This window comes from Flavobacterium sp. B183 (genome assembly GCF_023539155.1).
In the GTDB taxonomy this organism is placed as follows: Bacteria; Bacteroidota; Bacteroidia; order Flavobacteriales; family Flavobacteriaceae; genus Flavobacterium; species Flavobacterium tructae.
The window spans coordinates 4187709-4202513 of record NZ_CP097434.1 but is presented as its reverse complement, the minus strand read 5'-3'; the positions used below and the strand labels follow the sequence as shown (position 1 = coordinate 4202513).

Genomic DNA, 14805 nt, shown 5'->3' with positions numbered 1-14805 from the left:
AATTGCTGAGTTTTGGGTTTGGTTATTTTTCTTCTATGGCACCTTCGTTACATTGTCCGGTTCGATCGGCATAACCTTGTCCTTGGTTATTAATTTCATCTTCGGCTTGTCGGTCGGCATCGGCCTGAGAGAGTAGCGAACTGTATTTTTTTGCCGGGACGCTATAGAGCACTTCTGTTCCATTCATTCCCGGAGGGCAATAGGATCTTCTGATATATCGTTGGGCATAGTTGCTATAAAATACGCACTGACCTTTTGCATTGGCGTTGCTTAAGCCTTCGGTATTTAGTTTTTTAACCGCCTCACTGTCTACATGTGCCTGAGAAGTTTTTAAAGTTACCGCCCCTTCCGGTAAAGCATAATTTTCATACGAGCCAATTGCACCGCCCGTGCAACTGTTTTTCTGAAAGGAACCACTTATAGCGGCACTTCTAAAAGTACAGTTTCCATGGGTATTCGCATTGGCCGGACCTTCTGCTTGAAATTTTTTCCAGGCTTCATTATCAGCATCAGCCTGTGATATTTCTGATTGAGCTGCGCCATACGGCAGGCTGTAGGGTACATAAGAACCTGCTCCACCAATTGAACAGTCGGTTTTCTGGAAATTCTGAGGTGCTATAGCAGCACTTTTAAAAATACATTTTGCATTTTTATTATCATTGGCAAACGCCTCCCCATTGGCATTGACTATTCTCAAGGCCTCATCATCAGCCATGGCTTGAGAAACATCTGAAGAGTACGTTCCGGCAGCGACAGTGTACCAGGCACTCTGAGGGATCCCTCCGGCAGCACAGTTACTACGGGTAAACTGTCTGCTTTGCGCCGTATTCCAGAATTTACATTTGGCATTTTGATCATTATTGGCAAAAGCCTGTCCGTTAGTATTAATTTGCTGCCATGCTTTAGTATCAGCATCAGCCTGAGAAATATCTGAACTGTGTGTTCCTGCGGGAACAATATATAAAACAGTCGCCGGTGTACCACCTGGAGCACAGTTGTCACGAGTGAAGGTCTTGCTTTGAGTCGAATTTTTAAATGAAACGGGATTTGCCTCCTTAAGTGTACCACAATCTGCCAGCTGTCCTTTATAATTGTAGCAATATTTTTGCAATACGTTTAAATTCTGATCTTTTACATATTGTAATCTTCCAAAAGTATCATATGTATAGTAAGAAGTTATCCCTTTAGGATCGGTCACACTGGTTATTCCCACAAGCGGGGTATAGGTATAAGTGGTTACCATGGCTTCTGGCAGATTGTTTCGCAAGGTACTTTCCTGTGCAGCAGATAAACTTGTCACAATTGTAAAACCTGCTCCAAAACCAGGAAGGGCTTCTACTTCTGCATAAGTAGCATTTTCTATTTTAGCAATTGGCTGGCTTTTGTTGTATCCCCAAATAATCGCTACCGGAGTACCACTTTCGATAGTGTATTGTAAGATGTTCCCATTAGTATCGTATTGATTGTAAATGATTTTTTTGTCTGAATTTAAGTCAATGGTGTTTACTCCTTTGTTTCCGTAAATTAATTTCGGCAACAGCAGATTACCGGTCGCAGTACTTTTATCATAGACTGTTTTTTGTTCGGATAGTTTTACGCCTTTTTTTAACGTTTGTGTATCATGAACTTTTCCAATCATGTTTTTGGAAATTAACTCATTTCGGAAAGGTTCATTAGCCATTTCCGGGTCTTGTGGATAAAAATACTTTGTTTCCAGTTGTTCATTCAAAGAATTTGTAACCGTTTGTGAACTCAGTTTTAAATGAGAAGGATTATTGTATTTATAGTTTGTTAAAGTGGTTACGGGGTTTTGACCTTCAGAATCATATTGCGTATTTGACTCGGATTCTAGGTAAAACCAGTAAGAGTTAGTAGTGTATTTACTAATATTCAAGTGTTCAATATTTCTATAATTTGGACTAGGAAAATTATAGAGTGAATTGTATCTGATGTCAGTTGCAATTCCTGGAACTTTTCGAGTGTATTGATTTTCGAGTTTGTATTGGTTTTCTACTGTGTTTACATCAATTAATCTATTGTTGAAAGTTCTTTTTCTATGTAATAAACCGTTGTCCCAACTTAAGTTAGTCCATGGAGCAGACGAAAGATGGCTGTCGAGGCATAAATATGGCGGAATATCCGCAGAGATATAGTACTGAAATTCTTCACCTCCATTTTCAAAATTTGGACCTCCGTGACTTACGGTAACATTTTCATAAGTAGTAGAATTGTTACCCATTGATCGGTACAAAGGATAGATACTGTTAACGTTGATGTTCATAAAAACAGTTTTATCTACCTCACCAAAAGGAAATTGTACGCTTGGTGGTGCACAAAATCTTCGTACTTCGTTAAATGTCAGTATGTTTGGTTTTATTCCTTCTGTACCAGTTGAAACTAAAGGACTCTCTTTTTTGCCATAATAGTAGTGTTTAACATCTACAATATTGGCAGGTGCATCAAAGCTGCTAATTTTTGCAATTCGTAATCCTGCTACAGGGATATTTGCTTTAGATTCAATACCTCCACCTTTACAATAGGTATAAGTTACTTGTGCTGTGGTTTTTGGTTCTGGCGTAAAAAGGAGAGAAATTCTATATGTATTATTCTTTAGGAATGTAAATGATTGTGTTTTGGGTTTATTATGTTCATGAGCATAAAAAATCAGATTTTGGTCTAATGCTGTTGGCTGAGTTAGATTTTCTACTTTGACGGTTATTGCTAATTCTCCAGCAGGAAATGTACCTTCGGTAAATTCATAATCATTGAAGAAAACTCTCGCCTGTATTTGAGCCTCATAATCCGTTTTATTTTCAAATACATAGGTCTCAGTCTTTTGTTCCCAACTATAGCCCGGATTGTAGAACCAGCTATTTTGTGTTTCTGGTTCGCACGGACTAATTACGGTTCCCCATACTGAATTGGATTCGTATTCAAATTCGTTGTAGCCTTTAGTTGGATACACAATTCTTTTTAATATACCTTTTTTAGCATATTCGGCATAAGGACGTTTGTCCCCTGATGATCTGTTTGTAAGGGCATTTTTTATACGATCTGTTTTTGGATAAAGATCTTTATGAATAGTAGCGTCAGGATATGTACCTGGTTTTCCGTTGTAATAACCCCATAAATCTCTTTGGCTTGATAATCTGGCAACTAAGTCATTAGGCATTTCATATTCAAAACCATATTTTTTTGAAGGATCATTAAAAGTACATTCTTTTAGGAAGATTCTTTTGTTGGGAGTAAAAAGGTAGCTAAAATTAGCTTTTTCGATTATATTTTGCCCCGCATTAAAAACGGTAATACTACTAATTAAGAAGTTACCCGTTATGTTTGGATTTCCTGTTAGTTGGAAAAGCACACGGCCAAACAGAGGATCAGAACTACTTATGGTTTCTATAGTTTTTCCCATAACGTTTAAGTGATTTTCACTGTAGTTTTCCGGAGCAGTAGCTGCTCGTTCGCCACAGTTTACGCGACTTATCTCTATCCCAAACGACTCACTAATATTAGAAATAAAAGAATAAGTAGAACTTTTATAGGCAAAATTAACGACATCTCCTTCAGGATGAATAATTTTAGTAAGATACCAGCCTGTAACGACAGTCTGTGGTGCTTCTACATTCTCCCAGGTACTAGATTCAGTCTCATTAAAATAATATTCGACACCGTCTTCGGTCGTTATTTTAAAACCGGATTGAATATTGATCCCCAGTCTCTCAATTTTTAGATTGTTCTGAGTTATTATTACCGCTTTACCATTGTTATCAAAAACAAACTGCCCCGATTGCCCCTGAAAATTATATGAGTACATATCGGGTTGCATATCATTAAACTGATTGTTCTCCAGGTAGGTGAAGAAACTATCTGTACAATGCATGTCCTCAGAAATTGGATTAGATCTATTTTCATCAGCCTGTCCTCTCACCACTCTGTTGATGATTCCTCCGGTGTTCAAGTTCCATCCCAATCCCACATTAGTTTCCATTTGGTCTACCTGTATACCATTAGAATTGTAGTTGAGCGTAATAGGTATCGAAATATTTTTAGTTTTATACGTGTAAATCGGTACGCTAATATTGGGAGTACCGGTAAAAGTTCCAACATCGGTCTGACCGTATCTACCCAGTTCATAGGCGGTAGGAGAGGGCGGAATGATTTTGGGCTCAGATTGTGGACTGTTTTGCGCAAATATTTTAAAAGAGAGCAATAAAAAAAGCAAAAAGCCTTTCATTTTTAGATTATACATTTTGGTGATTTTTTTTATTCTGGTTTCTTATTGTTTTTTTTAATTCATTGAATTTGAACGAACTGTTGTGAAATCTTCTTAGGATTTTCTGGGGATTCAGAAGTGTTTATTGTTTTTTCTAGATTTCTGCATCGTTTGTCCCGATTCTATATGCTTATAGGTGATGGCATTTTTTAGAATTAAGGATAAATGAGTTTGCTTACTGTTATTTGGAGTTTGTTCTTGTGGTCAAAAAAAATAGTATTTGTAAAGAAGTATAATGGTAACAGGTAAGCATTTTTCGTGTATTTTTTTGTTTTAATGACCTTTGTTTAAAGGTTGCAAATCTAAAAAAGTATTTTTTTAAATCTTTACGGGTTTCCTCATTTTTAAACGAATTTAAATCTTAAACGAATGATTTTGTGTATTGTTGGTAAAACTGGTTTTATTGACGTAATAATTGGTTGTAAATGAGGTATAACTGTAATTTCAGAGGGAAATTAAATTTGGCAATTCTTTTTATTTTTGAGTAATGGTGTGCTTCTTGCAGTTGTTAGGTAACAATTTGAGATTTAAAAAGGTTAGAATAAGAATGTGAAAAGCGCCTCATAGTATTGAGGCGCTTTTTTTGTGATAGGTAAGATTTCGTGAACTTTCTTTGATAAACAGAATCACTCTTTTGATTGCGTTCCGATTTTAATCTCAGAATTTTACAGCATTTTTGGGAACAGTTTCTCCGAGGGTAGTTGTTTTAGAAAAATCTGTTTTTGGAGATGCAGCCAACTCAATATTCTGACAAGCTTCTCCGTTAATGGAGATTGCTTTCGCAGAAGTCGAATTAAAAGCTATATTTTTTAAAGACATATTTTTAGTATTGTAAATCTCAAATACGGTTGGGTTTTCGATGTCTAATGTTGCATGGTTGATTTTAATTCCGTTGGCATCAATAATCGAAAAGCCTTTTTCTGCTTTGGCGATCAAATTGGAGATTTCGATGTTTTCCAGATTCATTTCGGGCAAACCTTGCAGAAATACCGCTTGCTGTGCGCCCTTAATCGTAATATTTTTAATTGAAATGTTTTTAAATTGTGGCGTTTCTTCACTTACAGGAATAGCTTTTGTCGTTACAGTGTTTCCGCCTTCGGCCAAAGTTTCGGCTATGGATTTTCCACCATAATACAAATCAAAAGAGATGGCTTGTGATGGAATATCGGTCATAAAAATATCCGAGATATAAATGTTTTCCACAATTCCCCCACGTCCACGGGTGCTTTTAAAACGCAAACCAACATCAGTTCCCATGAAAGTACAATTGGAGACGTGCAGATTTTTCACCCCACCCGACATTTCACTTCCTACCGTTACACCGCCATGTCCGTGATAAACGATGTTGTTTTTTACGATAATATTTTCGCAGGCAACACCTCGATCACGACCGTCTTTGTCTTTTCCCGATTTGATACAGATGGCATCATCACCTACATCAAAACTTGAATTTTCGATAATTACATTTTTGCAGGATTCGACGTCAAGACCGTCACCGTTTTGCGAAAACCACGGATTACGAACCGTTATATTTCTAACGATTAAATCCTCTATCATAAAAGGATGAAGGTTCCAGGCAGGTGAGTTTTGAAACACAGGACCATCAAATAGTACTCTTTTACTGTTTTGTATGCTCACTAAAACCGGACGAAGAAAGTCGTGAATGGCTTCAAATTCTTCTTTCGTTTTTAGATCGTGACGAACATTCTGATCAGCACCTTTGGAGCCTTTTAAATATTGTTCAGAAGGATACCAGCTGTCTTTCTTTTCATTTAAAACGCCACCGGAAGCGATAAATTTCTTCCATTGTTCTTCCGTCAGTTTGTTTTTTTTAACCTGTCTCCAGGCTTCTCCGGAACCGTCCCACACACCACTTCCTGTAAAGGCTACATTTACCAGATTCTTGCCATAAATAGGAGAGATGCATCGCCAGGTGTTAAGCCCTTCAAAACTGGTTTCAATAATTGGATATAAACTTTTGTCGGTAGAGAATTTAATTAAGGCTCCTATTTGGGCATGAAGTTCAATATTGCTTTTTAGTATAATCGGACCTGTTAGCCAGATTCCGGGTGGAATAATTACTTTTCCACCACCTTTTTTTGACACGGCTTCTATGGCATCAGCGAAAGCTTTCGTGTTTAAAACATATCCGCCATTTACAGCACCAAAATCTTTTAGATTTACAGTATTATTAGGTATTACCGGTTCATTGACTTTGGGCATTTTAAACTCGATGTCTTTGTATGTATCATAAGAATCTGAATTTTGTGCAGTAAGTTCGGAACAGGTCACAAGTAAAAATACCACTGTAAAAAACAAGTGATGAATAGATTTGGTTTTCATATGTATAGTTCTTTATGGATTTTTTTATTGATGTTGGAATTTAGGCCAACATTAATAAAAAAAGTTAAATGTAATCGATTACACAAAACTATTGAAAAATATTTATAAATGATAATTTACTTCAAAAATAAAATAATCATTAAATAAATTTCATTGCTCAACGTGATCGCTTTACCACGAATGGCATCAATTTTACAAATTCTGTTTGATTTCTTTTTTGCTATAGAAATTGTGTGAGTCAATATAAGTTTTTTTCTTAATTGAACTTATATAACATTTAGAATTTAATTTTTAAGCTTGTTTTTTGTGAAAGAAATAATGTTATTTTAGCTGAAGATTTGTAATGTTAAATAGTACATTTAATTTTGCAAAATATAACTAAAATATAAGTGATTTTATGAATAAAACACTTTGGGAAAAGGTTTTAGCATTTAGTTTTGATCAACCAAATGATCAATATGGGTTTTCAACAAGATTAGCACTAGAGAATCATTGGACGATTCATTTTACTCAAAGTGCCATAATTGAATATAAAAAGTTTCTTTTTCTGGCTGCAACCAATAACGAAATGGTTTCACCTTCAGAAATTGTTGATATTGTCTGGCATCAACACTTAATTTTTACTAATTCTTATTCTGATTTCTGTGATTTATTAGGAAAAAGAATAGAACATATTCCCTCAACTCATAATAGATCAGAATTTGATAAGTTTAAAATGGCAAAAGAAAGGACAAAGGAGCTTTATGAAGTTAATTTTGGCCCACAGTTAGCTGAAATTTGGTATTATCATAATGAACTAGATTCTTTACATTTAGAGAGAAGCAGCTATGAAATTTCAAAACTTAGAAAAAACTTTCTAATTTATACCATTGCTCTATCATTTCCGGTATGTTTTGTTATCTTTTCGCTTCTAACAAAAATTAAGAATCCTAATTTTCTTATAGTCTATCTTTTGCTTTTTGTAGTTGTAATTTTATTCTTGAAATTTTATGTCCGAAAAAGTTTTCTTTCGCTATATGATACAATTAAGTCCAATTTCATTTTGCAGAATCTTACGGCACTTGAGATGGTGTTTTTTAGAGAAAACAAACTGGATGCTGTCATTAATGGAGTGGTGAATAATTTGATTGTAACTCATAAAATTAAGATTTTAACAAATAATAGATTAGAATTAATTGATGAAAGTTTTATTGAAAATCGATATGAGAATTGTATAGTCGAAATTATGAAAGATTTTGAGCCAATGTCCTATCAGGAGTTATGCAAGATTGCTTCACAAAAGCCTATTTTTGAGCAGCTTCAGAAAGCAACTTACAGAATAAGAAGCAGAATTTTTGATTCGAAAAAATTTGCAAATGTAGTGATCGTTGTAATGAGTGTTTTAGGATTCTTGTTAAGCATTGGTTTTAGCAGATTTATAACCGGAGTTTGGAGAGGTAAACCAATTACATTTTTATTTTTTGCGATTGTCCCTTTGGCTATAATTTCATTGTATTATATCAATCAAGTATTAAATTTAATGTTTACAACTATTATACCTTCTGTTTTTGAAGATAAGGCAAGGATAGTAACAGCATCCGAAAAGAATTGGGAGTGGGATTATTTTCTTTATGGAAATATAATATTAGCAAATTCATTTATGCCATTGATTAATTACAATACTAATTCGGTTTCTTCAAATAATTTTACCAGTTCAGGATCATGCGGAACTTCTTCTTGTGGAACTTCTTCTTGTGGAAGTTCTTGCGGTTCTTCGTGTGGAGGATGTGGTGGTGACTAAAAGAAATCATTAAAAAAACAAACATTCCGTTCCAGAAATCTGAAACGGAATGTTTTAATTAAAAAAAAAAACTCAAGTAATAACAATTGTTATGAGTGCTTTTACTGCTTGTGCAGATTTTTAGAATACTCCAATATAATGGTTTCCTGCTTTGTTTACCAATTTAGCTCCTTTAGTAACAGCTCCTGTTGGGATATCGATCACATAAATATTTCCGTCTTTTCCAACTGGTGTAACCGCTAAGTAAAGCTCATTTCCATCCACTACAAAACCTTGGTACTGACCAAAATCTATAGCAGCATCGTAATCAATGCCTTCTACTTTTTTAGCTGTTTTAGCATTTAAATCTACTCTTGCAACAAATCCCTGATCTCCAGTAGCAGTGCTGGTGTAAAGTACGTAAGCGATTCCGTTTCCTGCGTATCTCCAGGCATCGATATAAGATCCTTTTATGCCTAATGCAGCATCAAGACTGATAACAAATGAATCATCATACTGATTGTTTTGGTTGATTCTTACGATATAAGAACCTTTGTTGGTATCTCTTTGTGTAGCCTGATAAATGTTACCGTCAGTTCCTAAGAAGCTGTTGAAGCTACGGAAACCACTGGTATCTCCAAAACCAACTTTAGAAGTAATGATTTGTGGATTCTCTAATGATGGATAATCTACTACAACAGATTTAGCACCCGGGCGGTCATAAGTAGTTTCGATTTGTCCTGTAGTAGGATTCGTTTTACGTAACCATGTTCCGATAATTACTTTATTTCCTGCTTTGTTGATCGTAGGAGCATCTAAACGAAAAATATGGTGCCCTTGAGCTTCTTCCTGAGCGGTTAACGGAAGTTCATATTGTTTGAATCCTGAAATACGAATTCCTTTAAGATCTAAAGAAAGTACGGTAGCTGTACCTCTTGTATACATATACGTTTTGTCCGGATTTGTTTTAACTACCGGAGCAGTTACATTTACTGCAACTCCGGTTTTGTCTCCGTCAAAAAGTTTATTCCATCTTGGAGATGTTCCGGCATATTGAGAAATGTTTACAGTTGTACCTGATTGTGTGAAGTTTTTAGCTCCATTTACGGTATAGGTCATAAATTCTCCTCCGTTAGCCCCTGTGTAGGTGATGTTGAAAAGAGTTTTTCCGTCTACAGACGATTGCAAACGAGCCGTTCTGTTAGATTGTACCGGCATTCCGTCTGCGTAAACATTAATCGAATAGTTTGGATCTTTAGCATTTTTTTTGGTTACAGCATAAACCATAGTTCCTCCGTTTCCATCGCCAGGAGCATCCTGCATTAGTGCTCCCGAAACTGTAATCCAACGATCTGGTGTTTCCGGATTTACCGGATCAGCACTTTTTTCATCATTGCTGCTACAGCCTGTAGCCAATGACAATGTGCCTAATACTAAACCAAATGTCAATAGTTTAAACATATTTTTTCTCATATTCATTAGTTTTAAAAAAATTAGATATTAAAATTTATTAAGGGTATAATTCAGTTTCAAATAAAAAGCGCGTCCCGGTTTTTGTACAGCGTAATTATCGAAAACTTGTTTATCGAAAATGTTTTTGGCGTCGAAGCTTAGTACGAATTGTTTTTTTGGAAATGCATAACTCAAACCTAAATCCTGTACAAATTGCGCCGGTGTTTTTGAGTTTATGACGTCAATCCAAAGTGTGGCGAAGGGATCTACATAACCAAAATTATAATACAAACTTAGTTGCGAATTTTTCTGTATCAGTTCTTTAAAATTGTATTGTACATTACCATTTACGGTGAAGAAAGGCTCATTTGGAATTTGCTTATTATAGTTTGATAACTGTCCTCCATTACCATCAAATTGCATCTTGAACAAAGAGTTAAATTTTGACATGTTCATTGATAAGAACAAGCGATCTTTGTAACTATAATTAAAAGAAACTTCATAACCAATAGATTGTGTACGCCCCAGGTTTTCAAACGGTAGGGTTTGTATGGCATCATTTACCCTGTTACCGGAAGTACGAACAATTCGGTCTTTGGCATTCCTTGAAAAACCTGATGCAGCAATTGAAATCTTATGTGTATTTATTTCGTAGGGACCAAATTGTACGCCTACATTGAAATTGTTGCTTTGCTCTGGTTTTAGATTGGGGTTAGCCAGTACATTTTCACTAGGTCTTCCGAACATTTCATCTGAAGTTGCTAATCGGATGGCTTTCTCCGCAGATGCCGTGATCATTAGTTCAGGAGTAATAAAGTAAGAAGTAGCCAGTCCGTATCCAAATAATGGAGTTGCACTTTTGGTAATCTTTTCTACAACGGTAGTTTGCCCGTTTTGTGTAACCAATTCCGGTTTTCTGTGGTTTACTTTTTGTTCGTAAAACTTACCAAAAATATTGGTTCTCAAACGTGATTCAAAAGCCTGCATTTCATAAGCTAATGAAGTGACTGTTTTTTGCAAATCAAATGTTGCTTCAAAATATTTTTGAAATTCTGGTTTGATTAAATCGTCTTCATTTCTATCCAGTTTGTAGTATAAATTACTGAATATAAATCTATTATATTCATTTAGGTTATAGGTAAATACGCTTCTGGAACTTAATATATTTTCTGAAATGTTATTAATAGTTGGACCACCTTGCTGTGCGCCAGTATAGGATAAAACCGGTTCACCATATAAACCTATTGCTTTTTCACCGTTCCAATTGTAATTCCATTTTACCGTATCGTTTACGACTTCATGTTTATTGCTAAAGACGGTATTGGTTGAAAAATCAAGTTTTTTAAAGAGAAAACCTTTTTTAGAGTAATTCAGGCTTATTACAGTAGCATCAGCTTCGGAAAAACGTCCCTTATAAGGCCTTGTCATGAATTGACCGTGTTGAATCTGATTGTGATCTTCAGAGACATTTACACCAATTAAAAAATTGTCAGCCCATTTTACATTGGTAAAACCGGTTTCAAATCTTCCTCCATAGGATCTGTATCGGTTTTCGAAACGTTTGGCGCGTGTAAGTTCGTAACGTCCATCCGGTGCTATATTGTAAACGAATCTTCCCCATACTTCATAATCGTTATCTGAGTAATTATAAAAGCCCGATCCTTTTACGGTAAATCCGGATTTGTCACGATAGGTCGTATTAAAGTTGGACTGAATGGTATTGAAAGATCCATAAGAAACAGAAGCATTCAGTGTGTTTTTAGCACCTTTTTTCAAAATTACATTTATAGCTCCGCCTAAGGCATCATCCGCCAGTTCTGCCGGGGTAACCCCTTTGTAAACTTCGATGCGCTCGATTAAGGCAGGTGGTATGCTGTTAAGACTAAAGGAAGACCCATAAGTGGAAAGCGGAATTCCGTCAATAAAAATTCGGATAGCATTTCCGGACATTCCATTCAGATTGTAATTTACGCTTGAACCTAAACCACCGTTTTGTCGGATTCGTACGCCGGCGGAACGATCAAGTAATTCATTGGTTTGCAGGTTTCGTGTAGCGGCGTCTTTAGTTTCTATAACATTTACTGAGAAACCTTTACTGATGATTTCTTTTTTTACAGAGTTCTTCTTTACGACAACCTCTTTTAAGGCTTTTGGATCATTTGATTTTTCTAATGAAATATTTACCTGAGCAGTAGGACTGTTTAAAGTTACCTTTACTGTTTTAGTTTTCGCTTCAAGTGATGTAATTTCAAGTGTATAAGTACCATAAGCAACATTTTTAATTTCAAATTGACCGTTGTTACCAACCATGGCAAACTTTTGAGTTCCGGCAATTGTAACTGTAGCGCCAAATGCAGATTCAGAATTTTCAAAAGTAACTTTTCCTTTAATATTTCCATTTTGGGACCAAACTGAAAAATGAACGAACGTCAACAATAACAATAAAAACCTCATGATTTATGTACTTCTTAAATAGAAATGCAAAGCTAAATCATTGTTTATATTTAATCTAAATAAAGGAATTAGAAGATCATTAGAATTACATTAGAAATTCTAATGTTTGGATAAATTTAGATTTTAGAGCCTAAGAATCGGATGTGTTTTGTACTATAATACTTTTTAAATTGCAAAGGTCGAAATTGAGAATAGTTCAATTCGAAGTTTATTATTCTATTTTTGTGGTTGATAAACAGTTGTTTATGTTGTGCTGTAATAGTACCTAATAATTTCTTAATTTTGAAATGGATTATTGTCAAAATAAGGTCAGTTTTTTGAAATGGCTTTTGTTTGTTTTATAATCGTTTGTCTCTAATTTCTTCCAATTATGCTTTCTTTTCAAACCAACCACCAGGAATTTGTTCCGGCCGAAGAATTACAAAAAAGCGTAAAGTGCTTTTGGTATGATAAGATTGATTACGGCAAAGTACAGTCGAACTTTGAAGTGATACCGGATGGCTATGCTGAAATTATTTTTTATTTTGGAAATGAGCTTAGTATTTCTTCTAATGGAGTTTTGAAACCATTGACATCACCATTTATGATAGGGTTACTCCATCAGCCTGTTGTTTTCAATTCTGTTAATTCACTTGAAATTATCGGTATTAGATGTTATCCGTGGATGGTTTTTGAACTGCTTGGATTGTCTTCCCAAAAGGGTAAGGAGGGAGTACAGGTTTTTGAGCATCCTATTGCTAAACTTCAGTCTGTTTTGAACGATCTGATCGCTTCTCACAAAATTGAAGAGGCTATTGCCAAAGTCGAAGATTATTTTTTTGCAGCAGAAGCAAAGTCTGACAGCAATAGTTTGATATCTAAAGCAGGAATTGCTATGACGGCAGCCGGAGGACGTATATCGGTTAGAGAGGTAGCTGCCGCTTCTCATGCTACAATACGTACTTTAGAAAGAAATTTTAAGCGATCGTCAGGTTATACGGTTAAAGATGTTTCGGCTGTCATGCGCTTCGAACAGGCTCGCAACCGATTATGGCTCGAGCCCAATCTAAGTATTGCAAGTTTAGCGCAGGAATTAGGTTATACGGATCAGTCTCACTTGAGTAGAGAATTTAAACGTTACAGTGGTACCACACCGGGTGCATTTGCACGAAAAGCAAAGCAACAGCTGATAAACCATGATTTTGTCGCATTTATACAATCCTAAAATAGTCGGATAGCAGAATTTTGTCATTCATAATTTAGAAGATAAAATGATGTTATTAAAAGATAAAAAAGTAGCCATTATCGGTGCAGGACCGGTTGGTCTTACTATGGCAAAATTATTACAGCAAAACGGAGCTGATGTTACCGTTTATGAAAGAGATTTAAATGCCCAAGTCAGAATTTCGGGCGGGACTCTTGATCTTCACAAGGGTTCAGGACAAGAAGCTTTAAAACAAGCAGGTTTATTACAGGATTATTTTGACAGGGCGGTACCAATGGGAAGAACAGTAGCAGATCCCCAAGGAAATGTGTTATTTTCTAAAACAACAACCGAAGAAGAACGTTATGATAATCCCGAAATTAACAGGAACGATTTAAGATTGTTATTGCTTAATAGTGTGAAAAATGATACTGTAGTCTGGGACAGCAAGTTTACAAATCTTAAAGTTGACAGTGGAAAATGGTTTTTGGAGTTTGAAAACGGGACAAATGCAATTGCCGATTTAGTTATTGGAGCCAATGGGGGAATGTCTAAAGCCAGAAAATTGATCACACCAGCTACAATCGAATATACCGGAACATTGATGATACAAGGCGAGGTGCTTTGTCCGGAAACATCCTGCGAGAAGTTCAATAAATGGTGTAAGGGCAGTATACTTATGACTTCCGGAAAAGAAGGTTTGTTGGTTGCGAATCCAAAGAATGGAAAAGTATTGAGTTATAATGTCATTTTTAAAAGTCCGGAGGAGTTTATCAGAAAAGATGGAGCTTTTGAAAGTACAGATGGCATTCGAAAGTACCTCTTAAATCGGTTTTTTGAATGGGACGAATGCTATAAGGAATTACTTGGAGCTACTTCTTCTTTTGTTTTGTGGCCAACGAGAAAGATCAGTTTAAATCTTCAATGGAAGAAAGAGCGTCCGTTACCTATCACACTCATTGGAGATGCAGCACATATTATGCCTCCATTTGCGGGTCAGGGGGCAAATATAGGATTATTAGACGCTTTAATTTTATCGAATAATCTCACCAATGGTGAATTTAAAACGATAGAGGAAGCAATCAGCGATTACGAACAAAAGATGTTTGTTTACGCCACACAAGCCCAACTCGAGACGGCAACTAACGAAATAGCAATGCTAAGTCCTGATTTTTCTTTCCTGAAATTTTATGAGTAATAAAGACTCTCGCAGAGGCGCAAAAGCGCAAAGTTTTAGATTGGATTATTTGAAGACTTCGTACAGAAACAGCTTAGCGTCTTCGCGACTTTGCGAGACACAAAAAATCTGCGTGAAATAAAACTCTCGCAGAGGCGCAA

General features: G+C 35.8%; 7 protein-coding genes. 3 read left to right on the top strand and 4 right to left on the bottom strand.

Annotated elements, in window-relative coordinates; translation table 11 throughout:
- Positions 1–22: 22 nt before the first annotated feature.
- Both M4I44_RS17320 and M4I44_RS17315 read right to left on the bottom strand, forming a co-directional pair.
- Positions 23–4252: a DUF5977 domain-containing protein gene (locus tag M4I44_RS17320; RefSeq protein WP_249965537.1), complete on the bottom strand. Its 4230-nt coding sequence runs from the start codon at positions 4250–4252 to the stop codon at positions 23–25.
- A gap of 681 nt (positions 4253–4933) precedes the next feature.
- On the bottom strand, positions 4934–6619 hold the full coding sequence (locus M4I44_RS17315; RefSeq protein ID WP_249965536.1) for a glycoside hydrolase family 28 protein: 1686 nt from the start codon (positions 6617–6619) through the stop codon (positions 4934–4936).
- A 397-nt stretch (positions 6620–7016) separates the two neighbouring features.
- Between M4I44_RS17315 and M4I44_RS17310 the strand changes: the two genes are divergently transcribed.
- On the top strand, positions 7017–8399 hold the full coding sequence (locus M4I44_RS17310) for a hypothetical protein (RefSeq protein WP_249965535.1): 1383 nt from the start codon (positions 7017–7019) through the stop codon (positions 8397–8399).
- Positions 8400–8519: 120 nt separating this feature from the next.
- On the opposite strand, the gene M4I44_RS17305 is transcribed toward M4I44_RS17310, so the two are convergent.
- Together M4I44_RS17305 and M4I44_RS17300 are read right to left on the bottom strand one after the other, a co-directional pair.
- Positions 8520–9851 carry a hypothetical protein gene (locus tag M4I44_RS17305; RefSeq protein ID WP_249965534.1) on the bottom strand — a complete coding sequence of 444 codons (1332 nt, stop codon included), beginning with the start codon at positions 9849–9851 and terminating at the stop codon, positions 8520–8522.
- 27 nt (positions 9852–9878) lie between these two features.
- Positions 9879–12284 carry a TonB-dependent receptor plug domain-containing protein gene (locus M4I44_RS17300; protein ID WP_249965533.1) on the bottom strand — a complete coding sequence of 802 codons (2406 nt, stop codon included), beginning with the start codon at positions 12282–12284 and terminating at the stop codon, positions 9879–9881.
- 370 nt (positions 12285–12654) lie between these two features.
- Here M4I44_RS17300 and M4I44_RS17295 point away from each other — a divergent pair, with 370 nt between their 5' ends.
- Complete coding sequence (locus M4I44_RS17295) at positions 12655–13488, top strand: helix-turn-helix domain-containing protein (protein ID WP_249965532.1); 834 nt, start codon at positions 12655–12657, stop codon at positions 13486–13488.
- 46 nt (positions 13489–13534) lie between these two features.
- Positions 13535–14665 (top strand): NAD(P)/FAD-dependent oxidoreductase, encoded by a 1131-nt coding sequence (locus M4I44_RS17290; RefSeq protein WP_249965531.1) that lies wholly within the window; start codon positions 13535–13537, stop codon positions 14663–14665.
- The last annotated feature ends 140 nt before the right edge of the window (positions 14666–14805 follow it).